General features: G+C 70.0%; 15 protein-coding genes and 1 rRNA gene. 7 read left to right on the top strand and 9 right to left on the bottom strand.

The features are described from left to right. Positions 1 to 42: 42 nt before the first annotated feature. Positions 43 to 2,904 carry a preprotein translocase subunit SecA gene (secA, locus tag ACIBI4_RS20285; protein WP_399205326.1) on the bottom strand — a complete coding sequence of 954 codons (2,862 nt, stop codon included), beginning with the start codon at positions 2,902 to 2,904 and terminating at the stop codon, positions 43 to 45. A 280-nt stretch (positions 2,905 to 3,184) separates the two neighbouring features. Here secA and ACIBI4_RS20280 point away from each other — a divergent pair, with 280 nt between their 5' ends. Both ACIBI4_RS20280 and ACIBI4_RS20275 read left to right on the top strand, forming a co-directional pair. Then, entirely contained in the window at positions 3,185 to 3,754 is a 570-nt protein-coding gene (locus ACIBI4_RS20280; protein WP_399205325.1) for a GNAT family N-acetyltransferase, read from the top strand. A 52-nt stretch (positions 3,755 to 3,806) separates the two neighbouring features. After that, positions 3,807 to 4,979 (top strand): winged helix-turn-helix domain-containing protein, encoded by a 1,173-nt coding sequence (locus ACIBI4_RS20275; protein ID WP_399205324.1) that lies wholly within the window; start codon positions 3,807 to 3,809, stop codon positions 4,977 to 4,979. A gap of 9 nt (positions 4,980 to 4,988) precedes the next feature. Here ACIBI4_RS20275 and ACIBI4_RS20270 read toward each other — a convergent pair whose 3' ends face one another. The 7 genes from ACIBI4_RS20270 to mtnA form a co-directional block, all read right to left on the bottom strand. After that, a complete protein-coding gene (locus tag ACIBI4_RS20270) occupies positions 4,989 to 5,750 on the bottom strand; it encodes a response regulator (RefSeq protein WP_399205323.1) in 762 nt (253 codons plus the stop codon). A gap of 188 nt (positions 5,751 to 5,938) precedes the next feature. Next, positions 5,939 to 6,628: a ribosome hibernation-promoting factor, HPF/YfiA family gene (gene hpf, locus ACIBI4_RS20265; RefSeq protein ID WP_399205322.1), complete on the bottom strand. Its 690-nt coding sequence runs from the start codon at positions 6,626 to 6,628 to the stop codon at positions 5,939 to 5,941. Between the two features lie 348 nt (positions 6,629 to 6,976). After that, the gene (locus ACIBI4_RS20260) at positions 6,977 to 7,813 is read right to left on the bottom strand and encodes a ComF family protein (RefSeq protein ID WP_399205321.1); all 837 of its coding nucleotides are present in this window, start codon (positions 7,811 to 7,813) and stop codon (positions 6,977 to 6,979) included. A gap of 162 nt (positions 7,814 to 7,975) precedes the next feature. Next, positions 7,976 to 9,856, bottom strand: coding sequence for an LpqB family beta-propeller domain-containing protein (locus ACIBI4_RS20255; RefSeq protein ID WP_399205320.1), 1,881 nt, complete (start codon positions 9,854 to 9,856; stop codon positions 7,976 to 7,978). Beyond that, a complete protein-coding gene (mtrB, locus tag ACIBI4_RS20250) occupies positions 9,846 to 11,906 on the bottom strand; it encodes an MtrAB system histidine kinase MtrB (RefSeq protein WP_399205319.1) in 2,061 nt (686 codons plus the stop codon). The genes ACIBI4_RS20255 and mtrB overlap by 11 nt, the downstream gene beginning before the upstream one ends. Before the next feature lies 1 nt (position 11,907). Continuing rightward, positions 11,908 to 12,585 carry a two-component system response regulator MtrA gene (gene mtrA, locus ACIBI4_RS20245; RefSeq protein WP_399205318.1) on the bottom strand — a complete coding sequence of 226 codons (678 nt, stop codon included), beginning with the start codon at positions 12,583 to 12,585 and terminating at the stop codon, positions 11,908 to 11,910. 193 nt (positions 12,586 to 12,778) lie between these two features. Then, positions 12,779 to 13,927 carry an S-methyl-5-thioribose-1-phosphate isomerase gene (gene mtnA, locus ACIBI4_RS20240; RefSeq protein WP_399205317.1) on the bottom strand — a complete coding sequence of 383 codons (1,149 nt, stop codon included), beginning with the start codon at positions 13,925 to 13,927 and terminating at the stop codon, positions 12,779 to 12,781. A 149-nt stretch (positions 13,928 to 14,076) separates the two neighbouring features. On the opposite strand from mtnA, the gene ACIBI4_RS20235 reads away from it, so the two are divergent. Genes ACIBI4_RS20235 through ACIBI4_RS20215 form a run of 5 tightly spaced genes read left to right on the top strand, consistent with a single transcriptional unit; the run spans position 14,077 to position 19,561 of the window. Further along, complete coding sequence (locus ACIBI4_RS20235; RefSeq protein ID WP_399205316.1) at positions 14,077 to 15,387, top strand: glycerophosphoryl diester phosphodiesterase membrane domain-containing protein; 1,311 nt, start codon at positions 14,077 to 14,079, stop codon at positions 15,385 to 15,387. 4 nt (positions 15,388 to 15,391) lie between these two features. Next, the gene (locus ACIBI4_RS20230) at positions 15,392 to 16,084 is read left to right on the top strand and encodes a DUF4129 domain-containing protein (RefSeq protein ID WP_399205315.1); all 693 of its coding nucleotides are present in this window, start codon (positions 15,392 to 15,394) and stop codon (positions 16,082 to 16,084) included. After that, on the top strand, positions 16,081 to 17,259 hold the full coding sequence (locus ACIBI4_RS20225; protein WP_399205314.1) for a DUF4350 domain-containing protein: 1,179 nt from the start codon (positions 16,081 to 16,083) through the stop codon (positions 17,257 to 17,259). Before ACIBI4_RS20230 ends, ACIBI4_RS20225 begins: the two co-directional genes overlap by 4 nt. Next, positions 17,256 to 18,239, top strand: coding sequence for an AAA family ATPase (locus ACIBI4_RS20220; protein WP_399205313.1), 984 nt, complete (start codon positions 17,256 to 17,258; stop codon positions 18,237 to 18,239). The genes ACIBI4_RS20225 and ACIBI4_RS20220 overlap by 4 nt, the downstream gene beginning before the upstream one ends. Before the next feature lie 11 nt (positions 18,240 to 18,250). Then, positions 18,251 to 19,561: a DUF58 domain-containing protein gene (locus ACIBI4_RS20215; protein WP_399205312.1), complete on the top strand. Its 1,311-nt coding sequence runs from the start codon at positions 18,251 to 18,253 to the stop codon at positions 19,559 to 19,561. Positions 19,562 to 19,640: 79 nt separating this feature from the next. Here the strand turns inward: ACIBI4_RS20215 and rrf are convergent. Beyond that, positions 19,641 to 19,730, bottom strand: a 5S ribosomal RNA gene (gene rrf, locus ACIBI4_RS20210); the annotation flags it as partial.

Genomic DNA, 19,730 nt, shown 5'->3' with positions numbered 1-19,730 from the left:
CACATCGCGTGCGGGACCCCGGCCACGTACTGCCGAACAGCCTTACTTCTTGCGGCGCCGGCCGCCGCCCTTCTGCGCCTTGCGCCGCTCTGCCCGGGTCATCCCGTCCGCGGCGGAGCGCACCGGACCGGACGGTGCGTCGTCGACGAGGTCGCCCTCGACCACACCGCCCTCGCCGTCCACCGACGGCGCCGAGAAGTGCAGACCGCCACGGCGCTGCGGGGCCTCCAGGCCCTTCGCGCGGATCTCCGGACGGGAGGCGGCCGCGGGGACGGCATCCTCCTTCTCGAGGGACGGCTTCGCGTCCTCGACCGGGACCTCCTCGACCTGCTGCTCCACCTGGACCTCCAGGTTGAACAGATAGCCGACGGACTCCTCCTTGATGCCGTCCATCATGGCGGTGAACATGTCGAAGCCCTCGCGCTGGTACTCGACCAGGGGGTCCTTCTGCGCCATCGCGCGCAGGCCGATGCCCTCCTGGAGGTAGTCCATCTCGTAGAGGTGCTCGCGCCACTTGCGGTCGAGCACGGAGAGGACCACGCGGCGCTCCAGCTCACGCATGATCTCCGAGCCGAGCTGCTCCTCGCGCGCGTCGTACTGCGCGTGGATGTCGTCCTTGATCGCGTCGGAGATGAACTCGGCGGTCAGACCGGCACGGTCACCGGCCTCGTCCTCCAGCTCCTCGACGGTGACCTTGACCGGGTAGAGCTGCTTGAACGCGCCCCACAGACGGTCCAGGTCCCAGTCCTCGGCGAAGCCCTCGGCGGTCTCGGCCGCGATGTACGCGTCGATCGTGTCGTCCATGAAGTGGCGGATCTGCTCGTGGAGGTCCTCGCCCTCCAGGACGCGGCGGCGCTCGCCGTAGATGACCTCGCGCTGGCGGTTGAGCACCTCGTCGTACTTCAGAACGTTCTTACGCGTCTCGAAGTTCTGCTGCTCGACCTGCGACTGTGCGGAGGCGATGGCGCGGGTGACCATCTTGTTCTCGATCGGCACATCGTCCGGCACGTTGGCCATGGCCATGACGCGCTCGACCATCGCGGCCTTGAACAGACGCATCAGGTCGTCACCGAGCGACAGGTAGAAGCGGGACTCGCCCGGGTCGCCCTGACGGCCGGAGCGACCGCGCAGCTGGTTGTCGATACGGCGCGACTCGTGCCGCTCCGTGCCGAGGACGTAGAGACCGCCGAGGTCCTTGACCTCGTCGTGCTCGGCCTTGACCGCGTCCTCGGCGCGCTCGAGGGCGGCGGGCAGCGCGGCCGCCCACTCCTCGATGTGCTCCTCGGGGTCGAGGCCCTGCTGGCGCAGCTCGGCCTCGGCGAGGTCCTCGGGGTTGCCGCCGAGCTTGATGTCCGTACCGCGGCCGGCCATGTTGGTCGCGACGGTGACGGCGCCCTTGCGGCCGGCCTGGGCGACGATGATCGCCTCACGGTCGTGCTGCTTCGCGTTGAGCACCTCGTGCGGGATGCCGCGCTTGGAGAGCTGCTGCGAGAGGTACTCGGACTTCTCGACGGAGACGGTACCGACCAGGATCGGCTGGCCGTGCTCGTGCTTCTCGGCGATGTCGTCGACGACCGCGTCGAACTTGGCCTTCTCCGTGCGGTAGATCAGGTCCGACTGGTCCTTGCGCACCATGGGGCGGTTGGTCGGGATCGGCACGACGCCCAGCTTGTAGATCTGCTGGAACTCGGCGGCCTCGGTCATCGCCGTACCGGTCATGCCGGACAGGCCGCTGTCGTAGTCGGGGCGCTTGTAGAGGCGGAAGAAGTTCTGCAGGGTGATCGTGGCGAGCGTCTGGTTCTCGTCCTTGATGTCCACCCCTTCCTTCGCCTCGATCGCCTGGTGCATGCCCTCGTTGTAGCGGCGGCCGGCGAGGATACGGCCGGTGTGCTCGTCGACGATCATGACCTCGCCGTCGATGACGACGTAGTCCTTGTCCTTCTTGAACAGCTCCTTGGCCTTGATGGCGTTGTTCAAGTAGCCGACGAGCGGGGTGTTGACCGACTCGTAGAGGTTGTCGATGCCCAGCCAGTCCTCGACCTTGGCGACACCGGACTCGTGGATGCCGACGGTGCGCTTCTTCTCGTCGACGTCGTAGTCGCCGGTCTCCTCGATGCCCTTCATGGGCTGGGCCGGCTCGCCCTTTTTCAGGCGCGTGACGAGCTTGGCGAAGTCGCCGTACCACTTGGTGGCCTGGTCGGCGGGGCCGGAGATGATCAGCGGCGTACGGGCCTCGTCGACAAGGATGGAGTCGACCTCGTCGACCACGGCGAAGTTGTGGCCGCGCTGGACGAGCTCGTCCTGGCTCCACGCCATGTTGTCGCGCAGGTAGTCGAAGCCGAACTCGTTGTTCGTGCCGTACGTGATGTCGCAGTTGTACTGCTCACGGCGCTGGGCCGGGGTCATGTTGGCCAGGATGCAGCCGACCTCCAGGCCCAGGAACTTGTGGACACGGCCCATCATCTCGGAGTCGCGCTCGGCCAGGTAGTCGTTCACCGTGATCAGGTGGACGCCCCGGCCCGACAGGGCATTGAGATACGTGGGCAGCGTGCCGACGAGGGTCTTGCCCTCACCGGTCTTCATCTCCGCCACGTATCCCATGTGGAGGGCGGCGCCACCCATGATCTGCACGTCGTAGTGACGCTGGCCCAGGACGCGCTTGGCGGCCTCGCGGACGGTGGCGAAGGCCTCCGGCAGCAGGTCGTCGAGGCTGTCACCGGACTTGCCGTCGCTGTCGACGTATTCCTGGTAGCGCTCCTTGTACTCCTCCGTGAGCGCACGGAGCTCGGCGTCGGAGAGGCCTTCGAAGTCCTCTTCGATGGAGTTGACCTGGTCCGCAATGCGGTGCAGCTTGCGCAGGATCTTGCCTTCGCCTGCACGCATGAGCTTGGTGAGGACGGACACGAGGGCTGGTCTCCTTGCCGTTCGGGCGGCCTGGCGGTCGATTTGTGGTGACTTCTTGCGATGACTCTTGGTGTGCGGTCACGGCAGGTGTCCCCCACCGCAACGGCCATCGTATGCGAGGAGGACACGGCCCCGGGAGGTCCACCTTCAGGTCCAACGGACGGGAGGCCCGGAAGGTGCCGGAAACTCAGCCCCGCCGCCTTCGGACGGGGTGCCCGCACCGTCACACCGGGCCGGAATTCCCTGGCCACGACACCCGTCTTACTAGGACAATCCCGCAATGGACCCCGTGACACTGACCACCGACCGCCTCACCCTGCGCCCCCTCGGCCCCCAGGACATCGACGCGGTGTACGCCGCCTGCCAGGACCCCGAGGTCGGCCGCTGGACGACCACCCCCACCCCGTACCGCCGCGAGGACGCGGAGACCTTCGCCGGGACGATAGCCCCGCAGGCCTGGATCAGCGGCAAGGAGTACTGCTTCGCCGTCCTCGACCGCGAGCAGCGCCTCGTCGCCGTGACCGGTCTGATGGAGCGCATCGGCAACGCCCGCGAGATCGGTTTCTGGGCGGTCAAGGAGCACCGCGGCCAGGGCTATATGACCGAGGCCGTACGGGCCGTCACGCGCTGGGGCTTCGAGGAGCTGCGGATCGACCGCATCGAGTGGAAGGCCGAGGTCGGCAACCACCCCTCGCGCGCGGTCGCCGTGAAGGCGGGCTTCGCCTTGGAGGGCACCCTGCGCTCGGCGCTCCTCAACAAGGGGGCGCGGCGTGACTGCTGGGTCGCCTCGCTGCTGCCGAGCGACCTCGGACTGCCCTCGCAGGACCCGTATCTGCCCGCGGAGAGCTGAACTCGCTGCTCCTGCGCGCGGATTGTCAGTGCCGCCTCGTACCGTTACGTGCATGACCTCCACGTCCGCGCCGCTCTCACTCTCCGCCGACGACGCCCGCCGTATCGCCCTGCGCGCCCAGGGCTTCCTCGGCGCGCCCGACCGGCGCGCGGGGGTGCGCGGCGTGCTGCGGCATCTCGGCTCGGTCCAGCTCGACACCATCTCGGTGCTCGCCCGCTCCCACGAGCTGATTCCGTACGCGCGGCTGGGCGCCGTCGGCAGGGGGACGGTCGAGGACGCGTACTGGACGGAGGGTCACGCCTTCGAGTACTGGTCGCACGCGGCCTGCATCCTGCCCGTCGAGGAGTGGCCGCTCTTCGCGTTCCGCCGCCGCGCGTACCGGGACCGGCCGCACTGGGGGCACGAGCTGGCCGACGGGGCGTACGAGCAGGTCATCAAGCAGCTCCGCGCCGAGGGCCCGCTCACGGCCACGGAGCTGGGCGGCGCGAAGAACAAGGGCGAGTGGTGGGACTGGTCGGACTCGAAGATCGCCGTGGAACGCGCGCTGATGTACGGCGAGGTGGTCTGCACCGAGCGCCGCAGCTGGAAGCGGGTGTACGACCTGGCGGAGCGGGCCGTCCCTGACCGGCTGCTGCATGACGACCTGACGGACGCCGAGTGCCTGCGGCGCCTGGTCCGGCAGTCCGGGGAGGCACTCGGTGTGGGCACGCGCGCGGACATCGCCGACTACCACCGCCTCAAGAGCGAGCAGTTCGACGCGGTCGTCGAGGACTCGGGCCTGGTCCCGGTGGAGGTCGAGGGCTGGTCCAAGCCGGCCTGGGCCGACCCGGCGGCGCTGGCCACACCGCCGCGCGGCCGCCACCGCACCACGCTGCTCTCCCCCTTCGACTCGCTGATCTGGGAGCGCGCGCGCACGGAGCGCATCTTCGGCTTCACCCACCGCCTGGAGGCCTACGTTCCGAAGCCGAAGCGGGTGTACGGCTACTTCGCGATGCCGCTGCTCTCCGGCGGGCGGCTGCTCGGCCGGGTGGACCCGGCGCGCGAGGGCAGCACCCTGGTGGCCCGGCACGCCTCGCTCGACACCGTGAAGGCGGTGGAGCCGATGGCCAAGGCGCTGGTGGAGGCGGCGGGTTGGGTGGGGTGCACGCAGGTGCGGGTGGAGCGGGTCACGCCCGCGGAGCTGAAGGCTCCGCTGACGGCGGCGGTCGCCGCCCTCACCGCCTAGGGCGGCGGCTCACCTGATCTCGAGGATCTTCTCCCGCATCGCGTAGATCACGGCCTCCATCCGGGAATGCAGCTGCAGCTTCTCCAGGATGTTGCGCACGTGGTTCTTCACGGTGTTCTCGGAGATGAAGAGCTCCTTGGCGATATCCCGGTTGTTCATCCCGGTCGCCACCAGCTTCAGGACTTCCAGCTCGCGGTCGGTCAGCCGCGGCGCGGGCACCAGTCGGCGCTCGTCGGTGCGCTGGATCATCGACTTGAATTCGGTGAGCAGCTTCGACGCCATCGACGGGCTGATCTGCGACTGCCCGTCGGCCACCGCGCGAATGGCCGTGGCGACCTCGTCGGTGGAGATCTCCTTGAGCAGATAACCGGTGGCCCCGGCCTTGATCGCGTCGTAGAGATCGGCTTCCTCGTCGCTGATCGTCAGCATGATGATCTTCGCGCTCGGAGCCACTTCCTTGATCGAGGTACATGCCTCGATCCCGCCGCGCTTGGGCATCCGCACGTCCATCAGGACGATGTCGGGCAGCAGGTCTGCGGCCTTGTCGACGGCCTCCGCGCCGTCCCCCGCCTCACCCACCACCTGGATGTCCTCCTCCTGCGCGAGGACGATCTCCAGGCCGCGGCGGAACAGGGCGTGGTCGTCCACGACGAGCACCCGGATCGGCTCCTTGCGTGCGGCCTCCGCGTCGGCGTCCTCGCCGATGCCTGACCGCACGCGGGCACCGTCATCGGCACCCTCGTCACGCATCGGTCCGAAGCTGTCCGCCATCGTTCCTCCCCCTGAAGGCCGAGGCCTGGTGTGGTCCGCCAACCCGCGTCGGCAGTACGCGGGTTGGTCTGCGGGGCCATGATTTCATGCCGCGCCGTCCGTGCAGTGCCCGAAGGGGTCGCACACCGGTGCCCCTGGGGGCGCGCAGGCGTCCCAGGGGCACCGACTACGGAATCGCTCCGCGGGCATCAGCCGCCGAGCGCACCGCCCGCACCGGGCGATTCGGCCTTCGCGACCATCGGGTCGGTGTTCAGGTGGATGACGCCGTAGTCGTAGGCGTGCCGCCGGTAGACGACGCTGGGTTCCTTCGTCTCGGAGTCGACGAACAGATAGAAGTCGTGCCCGACCAGCTCCATCTCGTAGAGCGCCTGGTCGAGCGACATCGGGGCGGCCACGTGCGTCTTCTCACGGACCACCAGGGGACCTTCGCCCTGGATCTCGAGCGAGCCGATGCGCTTGGTGGGCACCGCCTCGTTCTCCTCGGGTGCGGGTGCGCCGTCACCGTTGAGTGTCGCGGCACCCGGGACGCGGTCGGCCACCTCGGCCGCCGACAGACGGCCGTTGCCGCGCCGCGTGGAGCGCTTGCTGTGCTGCTTGCGCAGCCGCGCCTCCAGCTTCTCCTGGGCCAGGTCCAGCGCCGCATAGGGGTCGCTCGCGGATGCCTCGGCCCGGATCACCGGCCCGCGCGAACGCAGGGTGATCTCCACCCGGTCGCTGCGGTCGGCCTGACGGGGGTTGGGCTCCTTGGACACCTCGACGTCGAGGCTGATCACCTTGCCGTCGAGCTTCTGGATCTTCTCCAGCTTCAGCTTCTCGGCCACGTGCTTGCGGAACCGCTCGGGCACCTCGGTCTTGCGGCCCTTGACGACGATGTCCACGCAGAACTCCGTTCCCGGATAGCTCCGCTCCTACAGGCGGAGCATCTCCCTCTTGCACCAGACTCCGGTGAGCCCCGGAGCCTCGGACTCGGTGACTTCCACCTCCTCCTCCCCCGTGGACAAGATCTCCACCCCACCCCATGAGGGTGATTGCCGAAACCCACGGCTAACCACTCACGGGGCATTCGGATATACGAGGCGTGCTTCCCGGAAAGGTTCTTCGAAGCTTCTCCGAGGCCTCACAACCGAACATATCTCGCCCGGACGGATGTCGTCACCCTCTACTGCCGCGTACCTCCGTTCAGGTGCTAACGCACTCTCACTACCTGCAACGATGCAAGTTCTCAGTCAGTTCCGGTTTATTTCGAAAGAATCCGGTGAAGCGGCAACGACCGCCGCCAGTGTTCGATGGAATGCCCCGCTTCCCGCACCCGTTCCCGCACACCCCGGCGCGCTGCTTCCCGGGCCGCCCCGCCTTTCCGCGCCCGTCGCCCGGGCCGCGCTTTGCGCCGGCTCGACGGCGCGCAAAGCGCGGGCCGCCTCGGCGAGCGAGGCTCCGGTCGTCATGAGGTCGTCCACCAGCACCGCCCGTCCTGTCGCCAACAGCCTCTCGCCACCCGGAACTACGTCCAGCGCCCCCTCCATGTTCACCAGCCGTGCGCGGGCGTCCAGCCCGGCCTGGTCCACCACCGCACGCCGCTGCCGCAGCACCGGCAGCATCCGGGCCCGCACCCCGTCGCGGCGCAGGGCACGCGACGCGACCAGGGCGATCCGGCGCACCGGGTCATGGCCGCGCGCGGCCGTGGCACCCCGTGCCGAGGGCACGGGGACGAGCAGCAGCGGCTCACCGGCCCGCGCACCCGCTCCGGCACCCGTTCCTGTACGCACCCCCGTGTGCACACCCACACGCACCGCCCGTGCCAACGCCTCGCCCAGCGCTCCGGCCAGGACCAGGGCACCGCGCTCCTTGTGCGCGAGCAGCACGGCACGCGCCGCGTCCGCATACGGCGCCGCCGCGTGGACGACGGGCAGCCCGGGCGGCACGGTCAGCGGACGCACCCGGCGCGGAACGGCTCCGTACAGCGCCTTGCGACAGGGCTCGCACAGCGCCGTACGGGCACGACCGCAGCCACCGCAGTCGGCCGGCAGCACCAGGTCGGTGAAGTCCTGCCACCACCCCCGCATGTCTCCACTGTGCCAAGGCGGCTCGGGTCCGGCCACCCCTGTGGATAACTCCACGGAGGGTCACGAAGGAGGCTCACGAGGCTGTGGACAACTCCGGCCGGGAAGGGGCTCGTTGCCCGGATGGGGCGGCGTCACCGCGGGCGACCTCACCCCGGGGCGACGTCACCCCGGATAGACCGGCGCCGACCCTTCCTTGTCCACCGGCTTCCAGCCTTCGCCCTCGCCGAGCCGGACGATGCCGTCCTCCTGGGAGCCTGCCAGCAGCGGTAGTTCGGGGTTCTCGGCAGCCGCGACCGCGGTCACGCCTGTCAGGCCCGGCAGCGTCCGCTCGTCCGAGGGCAGCGAGCCGTCGCTCTGCACGAACCGCATCTGCTGGACGCCGTCGACCGCCTTGCCCACCACGAGCAGCCGGCTGCCACCGCCCCAGGACATCGCCGTGACCTCTTCCATCTTCGGCGCGGCGGGCCGCAGTTCGGCCACGGTGAGCTCGGGATCGCCGTCCTTGCCCGTCGTCCGCTCGATCCGCCCGACGCTCAGCTCGGTCCTGCCGTCCTTCTCGACGAGCAGCGCGATCCGCACGCCGTCCGCCGCGACCCGTACCGCCTTGACCCGGCCCAGACCGTCCTCGCCCAGCGGCTGGTCGAATCCGACCTCCACCGGCGCGGCCGACCCCTTCTCGAGCCACAGCAGCTTCGGATGCCCGGGATTCTGATCGGCGACCCACAGGTCGCCCCGGCCGTCCCAACTGGGCGCCGTCAGACGGTCCTTCTCCTTGTCCGCACGGCTGAGCACCTTCGTCTTCTCGGCGGCGGCCCCGTCGCGCAACTCACCGACGATCAGCGAGCGCCCGTCCCCGGACACCCCCGCCGCCCAGTCCTCGTCGCGCGAGACGGCCGCCGAACGCAGCTCCTGCTTCCCCTCGCCGAGCTCACCCGGCACGGCGGACGCGCTGCTCTGGTTCTTCGCCAGCTGCACCAACTGGTGCTTCTCGTCGAGGAAGTACTGGAACTCGGGCCGGTCCAGCGGATCCGCCGCGACAGCCTGCGCCTGCCCGGAATCGAGCACGCACAGCGGCGACTCGCCGTCGGACCGCAGCAGCTCCACTTCCTTGATCCCGGAGGGCGTGGCCAGGTACTTCAGCGTGAAGTAGATCTGCGCGGCCATCTGCTTGCAGCGGTCCTGCTTGAGGTTGTCCACCTTGTTGTTCAGCGGAATCTGCAGTCGCTTCTGCTCGTCCGGCGCCAGCACCCTGGTGCCCTCGCGCAACTGCGTACCGCTGGGGAAACGCGAACCCACCACCGGGTCGAGCCACCGCGTGGGCCCGGCGAGCAGCGCCTTGACCACATCGGTCAGCTCCGGGTCCGGTTCGCCGCGCACATACACGGGGTCGGCGACGAGCGGCTGGTCCTGAGGATGACGGCCGTCGCCCTTGAAGTCCGCGTAGTAGTACTTGTCGACCGGCTTGTAGAGCCGTCGGAAGTCCGGCTCACCGAGGACGACACCGGGGGGCAGCTCGTCGATCCGCCACTGCTTCTCGCCCTTCTTGCCTTCCTTCACGAGCTGGATGGACTCCGTGTAGGGCTGCGCCTCCAGCTCCGGCCGGTACGCGGAGTCGGCGTCCAGCGTCGCGACGCGGCTGCCCTCCAGCTCGTAACTGTCGCTCTGCGCGCCCTGATCCTGCTCCCGCTCCTGTTCCGGCTTCGACGACGTCGTCTTCGGACCGGCCGCCAGAATCGTCGTGGACACGTTCGGGTCCCAGGTCTTCGCCGCGTCCGCGGTCAGGTATTTGCGCGCGATCGAGAAGTCCGGGTCGTCACCGGTGAGCGTCTCCAGAAACCCGTCGACGATCTCTCCCGGCGCGGCGTTTGGCTTGGGTGGTGTTGCGAACACCCGTACGGCGGGCTTGTTGGGCGATGCGTCCACCGGCTCGGGCTCACCGCTGCTCGGCATCGACGCACAGCCGGCGAGCAGGAGTCCGCCGCAGCCGAACACCGCCGCGTTCCGGACCGACCGCCGCCTGCGCCCCGCACGTTCAGCGCCCACGGCCGCCCTCTCCTTCTTCCCGTACGTCCGCTTCGCCGGCGTTCTCCGGTACGGGGACTTCCTGTGCCGGAACCTTCGCCGCGGAAGCCGCCTCCTCCGGGCTGCGCACTGGGCGCGGCACCACGCGTGCCCCGTTGCCGGGCAGCGCCGTCGGGTCGACGGTGCTGGGCGTGGGCGCGGAGAGGGCGGCGCCGGATATCGGCCCCGGCACGCGCTCCTGCGCGGCCTGCGCCGGCACCGTCGCCCGCTTGCTCTGCCCGCCGGACGGCAGCCCGGCCTCGCTGAGCCCGCGGTTACGGCGCGAATCCTCCGGCTCCAGCGGTATCGGCGAACCGCGCAGCGGCTCGTCCGCGGTCCGCGGCAGCGTCAGCCGGAACTGCGACCCGCCACCCGGCTCACCCCACGCCTGCAGCCAGCCTCCGTGCAGCCGCGCGTCCTCGAGCGCGATCGACAGCCCGAGACCGGTACCGCCCGTGGTCCGGGCACGCGCCGGATCCGCCCGCCAGAAACGGTTGAACACGCGGGTCGCCTCACCCGGCTTCAGCCCGACTCCGAAGTCCCGTACGGCGACGGCGACGGCCCCACCGGCCGCACCGAGCCGCACGACCACGTCCTTGCCGTCCCCGTGCTCCACGGCATTGACCACGAGGTTGCGCAGCACGCGCTCGACACGGCGGGCATCCGCCTCCGCAACCACCGGCTGGCTGTCGCCGAGGATCCGGATCCGGCTCCCCTTGCGCTCGGCCAGCGGCTCGGCGCCCCCGACGACCCGGCGGACGACATCCCGCAGATCTATCGGCTCGGCGTCGAGCGCGGCCGCACCCGCGTCGAACCGGCTGATCTCGAGGAGATCCGCGAGCAGCGACTCGAAACGGTCGAGCTGATCGGTGAGCAGTTCGGCGGAACGCGCGGTGACCGGGTCGAAGTCGACCCGGGCCTCGTGAATGACATCGGCGGCCATACGGACCGTGGTCAGCGGAGTGCGCAGCTCGTGCGAGACATCGGAGACGAACCTGCGCTGCATCCGCGAGAGATCCTCGAGCTGCTGGATCTTCAACTGGAGGTTCTGCGCCATCTTGTTGAAGGCCTCGCCGAGCCGCGCGATGTCGTCCTCGCCGGTGACCTTCATCCGCTCCTGCAGCCGCCCGGCCGAGAGCCGCTCGGCGATCCCGGCGGCCATCCGCACCGGCGTCACGACCTGGCGCACGACGAGCCACGCGATGGCGCCGAGCAGCACCACGACGAACAGCCCCGCGGTCGCCAGCGTGGTCTTGACCAGGTTGAGGGACTCCTCCTCCTGCGTCAGTGGGAAGACGTAATAGAGCTGATACGGGTCCCCGTTGTCATCGTCGAGCCGCGTACCGATGACGAGCGCGGGCCCCGGCTCCCGTCCGGCCTCGGGACGATAGACGGCCTGGGAGTAACTCCGGAACGCCCCGGACTCCTCGTCGACCTTGCGCCGCAGATCATCGGGAACGGTCTCCGGCAGTACACCGGAGGAGCGCGCCGCCCTGTTGCGGCCCAGGCCTCCGTCCGCGCTCGACCCGATGGCCAGCACGTCGAACGCGTCCTGCCCACCGCTGGCCAGCTGGTCCAGCCACGGAGTCGCGTTCGAGCTCCTGCCCTCGCCACGGCGTGACGCGCTGTCCGCCCCGGCCGCACTCCCGGTCCGTGCCAGGTCCGCGGCCGCGCTGAACCCGCCCGTGGCCTGGATCTGCGCGGCGTTCTTCTTCGCCTCGAGGAGCCCGTTGCTCACCTGGCTGATGACCACGAAGCCGAGGACAAGCACGACGATGACGGACATCAGCAGAGTGCTCACCACGACGCGCAGCTGAATATTGCGCCGCCACAGCCGCATCACCGGCAGCAGCGGGCGTCGCACCCAGCGCGTGAAGAGCCGCAGGACGAGGCTGCTCTGCACCCCGTCCTGAAGCAGCTGTCCACCGCTGCGGAACCGTCCGATCAGGGACGTGCGCCGACCCGGGCGCAGCGGCCGCTCCGGCCGGTGCCCCGCCTGCCCGGGCGCCGAAGCGGCACGGTCCCCCGGCACGTCAGCTCGGTCCGGCCTTGTAGCCGACGCCACGTACGGTCACCACGATCTCGGGGCGCTCCGGGTCCTTCTCGACCTTCGAACGCAACCGCTGCACATGCACATTGACCAGGCGCGTGTCGGCGGCGTGGCGGTAGCCCCACACCTGCTCGAGCAGCACCTCTCGCGTGAACACCTGCCACGGCTTACGGGCCAGCGCGACCAGCAGGTCGAACTCCAGCGGGGTCAGCGCGATCGACTCACCGTCCCGCTTCACCGAGTGACCGGCCACATCGATGACCAGGTCACCAATGGTCAGCTGCTCCGGCGCGGGCTCCTCGGACCTCCGCAGCCGCGCCCGGATCCGGGCGACGAGCTCCTTCGGCTTGAACGGCTTCACGATGTAGTCGTCCGCGCCCGACTCGAGCCCGACCACCACATCGACGGTGTCGCTCTTGGCGGTGAGCATCACGATCGGCACACCCGACTCGGCCCGGATCAGCCGGCACACCTCGATGCCGTCCCGTCCGGGCAGCATCAGGTCGAGCAGCACCAGATCCGGCTTGGCCTCCCTGAAGGCAGCCAGCGCCTTGTCACCGTCCGCTACGAACGACGGCTCAAAACCTTCTCCACGCAGCACAATGCCGAGCATCTCGGCCAGCGCGGTGTCGTCGTCAACGACAAGGACTCGTCCCTTCATGTCGACATCATCCCATTCTCGTAACGGTGGAGTAGGCCCTGGTGAGGTAGGTCACGGGCTCGTGACGCTAGTCGCCCGGAGCAGTCACTGTCTGCCCCCATGCATACACGCCGACACCAACTGGCGCCGACAAACCGAACCGGCAGTCGTACCAAAGAAGTTGGCCGGAAGATCCCACCTCCCCGCGCCGCACTCAGCCCTCGGCGCTCCCGGCACCCCTGGCGCACAGGTCGGCCAGCGCATCGGCTGTGACCGGCGACACCACACCGTGCTCGGTAACGATCGCCGTCACGAGCTCGGGCGGCGTCACATCGAACGCCGGGTTGTACGCCTGCGTACCCAACGGCGCCACCGGGATCCCACCCCCGGCCTCACCGTCCGCTGTCGGCAGCTGCGCCGCCGCGAACTCGGTCACCTCGTGCCCTGCCCGCTGCTCCACCTCGATCGAGCCCCCGTCCGGGGTGTCCTCGTCGATGGTGCTCAGCGGCGCGACCACGATGAACGGCACATGGTGATACCGGGCGAGCACCGCCAGCGGATAGCTCCCCACCTTGTTCGCCACAGCCCCGTCCGCCGCGATCCGGTCCGCACCGATCAGCACGGCATCGACCTCGCCCGCCGCGAACAGCGAACCCGCCGCGTTATCGCTCAGCAGCGTGTACGGCATGTCATTGCGAGCCGCCTCGTACGCGGTGAGCCGGGCCCCCTGCAGCAGCGGGCGGGTCTCGTCCACCCAGAGCCGCCGCAGCCGGCCGTCCCGGTGCGCCTCGAGCGCCACGGCGAACGCCGTGCCCTCCCCACCGGAGACCAGCGCACCCGTATTGCAGTGCGTGAGGATCCGATGGGCGCCCCCGGACAAGAGCTCGTCGAGCAGCGTCAGCCCATGCCGCGCCATCCGCCGCGAGGCGTCCGCGTCCTCCTCGTGCAGGGCCCGCGCCTCGGCCAGCGCCGCCGCGGCAGCCTCCTCCTGCGCCGCGCCCGCCTGTACGGCCGCCCGGTACGCATCCCGCGCCCGCACCACACCTCGCGCAAGGTTGACCGCGGTGGGCCGCGCGGTCGCCAGGGCCTGCGCCGCCTCCTCGACGTCGAAGCCACGCGCCGCGGCCAGCGCCACCCCGTAGGCCCCGGCGATCCCCAGCACGGGCGCTCCCCGCACGGCGAGCGTCCGGATCGCCTGCACAAGGGCAGGCGCGTCCGTACACACCCACTCGACTTCCTCGGCCGGCAGCCGTGTCTGGTCGAGAAGCACGACCACGGGGCCCTCCGGCGGCTCTTCCCAGCGGATCGCGGGGAGGAACTCGGGGCCGCCGTCCTTGAGGGATGGTGCGTACTGATCAGCCATCCGCCCAGTCTGCCCCGTACCGGACGGACAATTGAAGGTGCGCAGCCATTGGAGTGCCCTGCCTGCCCGGCCCACGAACGGGTACACCGTGGCACGATGGCTGCCAACCCGCCGCCGCGAACGCGGAAGGGCACCGTGAAGGAGCGACGATGAACGACACTCCGGGCTGGGCCTCGCCCGGATCTGCCCCCTCCGAAGGACAGCCCGACGGGCAGCCCTCCGGACCGGATCACGCCGTGCCCCGCCCCAGCGAACCGTCCGACCAACAGTCCGACCAGCAGTCCGCGGACAACCCCGCAGGCCCGGACAAGTGGTCCAAGCAGCAACCACCGGCCGGCCAGTGGTCCGCCCCGGGCACTCCGGGCGTACCCGGGCAGCAGCCCGCCGGTGGCCCTCAACAGTGGGGCGGCCCCGCCGTCCCGCCCGGCCGGGGCCCCGGCTGGGGAGGCGGCTGGAACGCGCCGCCCGCGGCGGCCAAGCCCGGAGTCATCCCGCTTCGCCCCCTGGGCGTCGGCGAGATCCTCGACGGCGCGGTGTCCACGATGCGCGCGCACTGGCGCACCGTCCTCGGCTTCTCCCTGACCGTCGCCGTGATCACTGAGATCGTGGCGATCCTGCTGCAGGGCCTTGTCCTGAACAGCGACGCCAGCACGGCGGTCCTCGAAGACCCCGACGCCACGCTCAGCGAGCTCTCCGGCGCCCTGGCCGACGTCATGCGCGACACCGGCATCCTCCTGCTCCTCTCCCTCCTGGCCACCTTCGTGGTCACCGCACTCCTGACCATGGTCACGAGCCGAGCGGTGCTCGGTAAGCCGGTGACGATCGGCGAGGCCTGGCGCGACGCCCGGCCTCAGGTGCCCCGCCTGCTCGGACTCACCTTCCTGCTGCCGCTGCTTGCAGCGGGCATCGTCGCGGTCGGCACCCTGCCGGGTGTCCTCGTGGCCCTCGCCGGTGCGTCCGAGGGCGGCGCGACGCTGGCCATCCTCGGCGGCCTCGCCGCGCTGGTCGTGGCGATCTGGCTGCTCGTCCGCTTCTCTCTGTCCTCTCCGGCGCTGATGCTGGAGAAGCAGACGGTCCGCAAATCCCTCGCCCGCTCGGCCAAGCTGGTGCGCGGCTCGTGGTGGCGCGTCTTCGGTATCCAGTTGCTCGCCGCGATCCTGGTGAACATCGTGGTGTCGATCATCGTCATCCCGTTCTCCATCCTGGCCGGAGCCGTGAGCGGCGACGGCATGAGCGGCTTCCTCGAAGCGAGCGGGAACGCAGGCTGGACCTTCCTGATCATCACGGGCATCGGTTCCGTGGTCGGTTCGATGCTCGCCTTCCCGATCACCGCGGGCGTCAGCGTGCTGCTCTACATCGACCTGCGCATCCGCCGCGAGGCCCTCGACTTGGAGCTCACCCGCGCGGCCGGGATCCAGCAGTCCGGCCCCGGCACCACCGGCCGACGCCCGGGGAGCTGATGCGGTGATCCGGCCGGGGGGAGCCACACACACGGTATTGCTGCGTCCGTTCACCGACGACGAACCGCCGGTGACGATCCCACGCGATCCCGCACGCGAAGCCGCCGAGCGCGAACTGTCCGATCCGCGATACCACCAGAACGACCCGAACCTGCTCGAACGCGCCCTCGACCGCCTCTGGGAATGGATCGGCGATCTCTTCTCCGCGGCCTCAGGGGCCGCCCCTGGCGGCGCACTCGGCCTGGTGGTCATCGTCATCGTCGTACTGCTGCTCGTGGCCGCCCTGTGGTGGCGGCTCGGCGCCCCCCGCCGCTCCCCGACGACATCGCCCCACCTGTTCGACGACCGCCCTCGCAGTGCCGCCGAACACCGCGCCTCCGCCGAAGCACACGCTGCGGCACAGCGCTGGAACCAGGCGGTCCAGGAACAGATGCGCGCCATCGTCCGCTCCCTCGAAGAACGAGCCTTGCTGGACGAACGCCCGGGCCGCACCGCCGACGAAGCCGCCGCGGACGCGGGCCGCACACTGCCCGACCACGCGCCCCAACTGGTCGACGCGGCCCGCTCGTTCGACGACGTGACATACGGCGGCCGCACGGCCGACGAGTCCGCGTACGCACGGCTGGCCGACCTGGACCGTGACCTCGAGCGCACCCGGCCCGCCCTCGGCGCGGCCGCCCAGGGAGCCGCCGAATGACCGAGGCCCCCACCACCACGTCGGCCTCCCCCACAGCCCGCCAAGTGTGGACCCGCTCCCGCGGCCTGCTGCTCGCCCTCACCCTGCTGCTGGTCGCCGGTGTCGTCATCGCCGCGGTCCGCTCCGGTGACCAGCACGGCCGCCTCGACCCGCGCTCCTCCGACCCTTCCGGCAGCCGTGCGGTCGCCGAACTGCTGAAGGACCGCGGCGTCGACATCCGCGTCGTCACCACCTCCACCGACGCAGCCCGCGCCGCCGGATCCGACACCACGCTCCTGATCGCCTCGCCCGACCTCCTCACGGAGAAACAGCAGACAGCGCTGTACGAGGCGACGCAGAATTCCGGCGGCCGCACCATCCTGATCTCGCCCGGCCCTGTCTCCGTGGACCGTCTCGCGCCCGGCGTCATGGCCTCGGGTCCAGGCTTCGAGTCCGCGCTCCAGCCCGACTGCAGCCTCCCCGAAGCCGACCGCGCCGGCGACGCCGACACCGGCGGCATCCGCTACGTGGTGACGGCCGAAGAAGCGACGGGCTGCTACCCGGAGGACGGCGAGCCCACGCTGGTACACCTGCCGGGCCAGGACGGCGAGACCGTGGTGCTCGGCGGCCCCGGCCTCCTCTACAACGACCTGCTCGACGACCGGGGCAACGCCTCGCTCGCTCTTCAACTCCTCGGTTCTCGCCCGCATCTGGTCTGGTACCTCCCGTCCTTGGGCGACACAGCGGCCACCGACGGCGGCGACCGCAGCTTCACTGACCTGATCCCTTCCGGCTGGCTCTGGGGCACGCTCCAACTCACGCTGGCCGCAGCCCTGGCCGCACTCTGGCGCGCACGCCGCCTTGGCCCACTGGTCCCGGAGCAGCTGCCCGTCGCCATCCGCGCCTCCGAAGCCGCGGAAGGCAGGGCACGCCTCTACCGCAAGGCGAACGCCCGCGACCGCGCCGCAACAGCCCTCCGTACGGCAGCACTCAACCGCCTGGCCCCCCTCGTCGGCGTTCCTCCCTCCCGCGCCCACAGCCCGGAGGAAATGCTCCCCGCGCTGTCCACCCAACTCCCCGACGGAGCCAGGGACCTGCAATCCCTCCTCTTCGGCCCACCGCCCGGCGACGACACGGCCCTGATCGCCCTCGCCGACCAACTCGACGCCCTCGAAAGAGAGGTACGCACCTCATGAGCGCCCCGATCTCCGACACCCCCGGGAACGCGGACCGCGCCCGCGCCTCCCTGGAGGCCCTGCGCGCCGAGATCGCCAAGGCTGTGGTCGGCCAGGACCCGGCGGTCACCGGCCTGGTGGTCGCCCTGCTGTGCCGCGGCCACGTCCTCCTCGAAGGCGTACCGGGCGTAGCCAAGACCCTCCTCGTCCGCGCGCTGGCGGCCTCTCTCGAACTCGACACCAAGCGCGTCCAGTTCACCCCCGATCTGATGCCCAGCGACGTCACCGGTTCGCTCGTCTACGACGCGCGCACCGCGGAGTTCTCCTTCCAGCCCGGTCCCGTCTTCACCAACCTCTTGCTCGCGGACGAGATCAACCGCACCCCACCGAAGACCCAGTCCTCCCTGCTCGAAGCCATGGAGGAACGCCAGGTCACCGTGGACGGCACGCCCCGCGCACTCCCCGAACCCTTCTTGGTCGCCGCCACCCAGAACCCCGTGGAGTACGAGGGCACTTACCCCCTTCCGGAAGCCCAGTTGGACCGCTTCCTGCTCAAACTGAACGTCCCCCTTCCGTCCCGCCAGGACGAGATCGCCGTCCTCACCCGGCACGCAGAGGGCTTCAACCCCCGCGACCTCAACTCCGCCGGCCTACGCCCCGTTGCAACTCCGGCCGACCTCGAGGCAGCACGCGCCGCCGTGGCCAAGACGGCTGTCTCCCCCGAAATCACCGGCTACGTCGTGGACATCTGCCGCGCCACCCGCGAATCCCCCTCGCTCACTCTCGGCGTCTCCCCGCGAGGCGCGACGGCCCTGCTCTCCACCGCACGCGCCTGGGCCTGGCTCACCGGCCGTGACTACGTCACACCCGACGACGTCAAAGCCCTTGCCCTGCCCACCCTTCGGCACCGCGTCCAACTCCGCCCGGAGGCAGAAATGGAAGGCATCACTGCCGACTCCGTCATCACCGCGATCCTCGCCAACGTCCCCGTACCCCGCTGAGTCGAGGACCCATGGCACTCACCGGTCGAGCCGCCCTGCTCGCGGCTCTTGGCTCCATCCCCGTAGGTCTGCTCGCACCCAGCTGGACCGGCATGCTCGCGGTCAATTCACCCCTCGCACTCGCAATGATGTGCGACTACGCCCTCGCGGCGCCAGTGAGATCGCTCCGCTTCACCCGATCCGGTGATACATCAGTTCGACTCGGTGACGCTGCGGACATCACGCTCACCATTGAAAACCCATCGCGCCGGCCACTGCGCGCCCATCTTCGCGACGCCTGGCCTCCGAGCAGCTGGATCCCCGGCACCGAGACCGACGCATCACGCCATCGCGTCGACGTTCCCCCGAGCGAACGCCGCCGCATCACCACCCGCCTGACCCCGACCCGACGCGGCGACCGCGAAGCCGCACGGATCACCGTCCGCTCATACGGCCCTCTTGGACTTCTAACTCGACAAGGCGGCCATCAAGTTCCCTGGACCGTCCGCGTCCTGCCTCCCTTCCACAGCCGGAAGCACCTGCCGTCCAAGCTCGCGCGCCTGCGTGAACTCGACGGCCGCACCAGCCTGTTGACCCGCGGCGAGGGAACCGAGTTCGACAGTCTCAGGGAGTACGTGCCCGGCGACGACACCCGCTCCATCGACTGGCGCGCCACCGCCCGCCAGTCCTCTGTCGCAGTGCGTACGTGGCGTCCTGAACGGGACCGCCGCATCCTCCTGGTCCTGGACACCGGCCGCACCTCCGCCGGCCGAGTCGGTGACGCACCCCGCCTCGACGCTTCCCTGGACGCGGCACTCCTCCTTGCGGCGCTTGCCGCCAGAGCGGGCGACCGCGTCGACCTCCTTGCGTACGACCGGAGGGTTCGCGCACTCGTCCAGGGCAAATCGGCCGGCGACGTTCTGCCGTCTTTCGTGAACGCCATGGCGGCACTCGAGCCCGAACTCATCGAGACGGACGCCCGCGGCCTGGCATCCACCACTTTGCAGACCGCCCCGCGCCGTTCATTGGTCGTCCTCCTGACAAGCCTCGACGCGGCCCCAGTCGAAGAAGGCCTCCTCCCGGTCCTGCCTCGCCTCACCAAACGACACACTGTGCTCGTCGCATCGGTGGCAGACCCTCGTATCCAGAAGATGGCAACAAGCCGCGGCACCGTGGACGGTATCTACGAGGCCGCAGCTGCGGCTCAGGCCCAGGCCGAGCGTCGTCGCACAGCGGAAAAGCTCACTCGCAGCGGCGTGACGGTCGTCGATGCGGCTCCGGATGACCTCGCACCGGCACTTGCTGACGCATATCTCGCGCTGAAGGCCGCCGGCCGACTTTAGGCGTCATGCGCGTCAGGGCATTGCCCCTGAAACGCAGAAACCCCCGAGTCTGATGACTCGGGGGTTTTCTCTACAATTAGTTCGGCGGCGTCCTACTCTCCCACAGGGTCCCCCCTGCAGTACCATCGGCGCTGTGAGGCTTAGCTTCCGGGTTCGGAATGTAACCGGG

The sequence above is a fragment of the Streptomyces sp. NPDC050418 genome (assembly GCF_044458745.1).
In the GTDB taxonomy this organism is placed as follows: domain Bacteria; phylum Actinomycetota; class Actinomycetes; order Streptomycetales; family Streptomycetaceae; genus Streptomyces.
The sequence above is the reverse complement of the archived record's forward strand: the minus strand, read 5'-3'. Positions and strand labels throughout refer to the sequence as shown.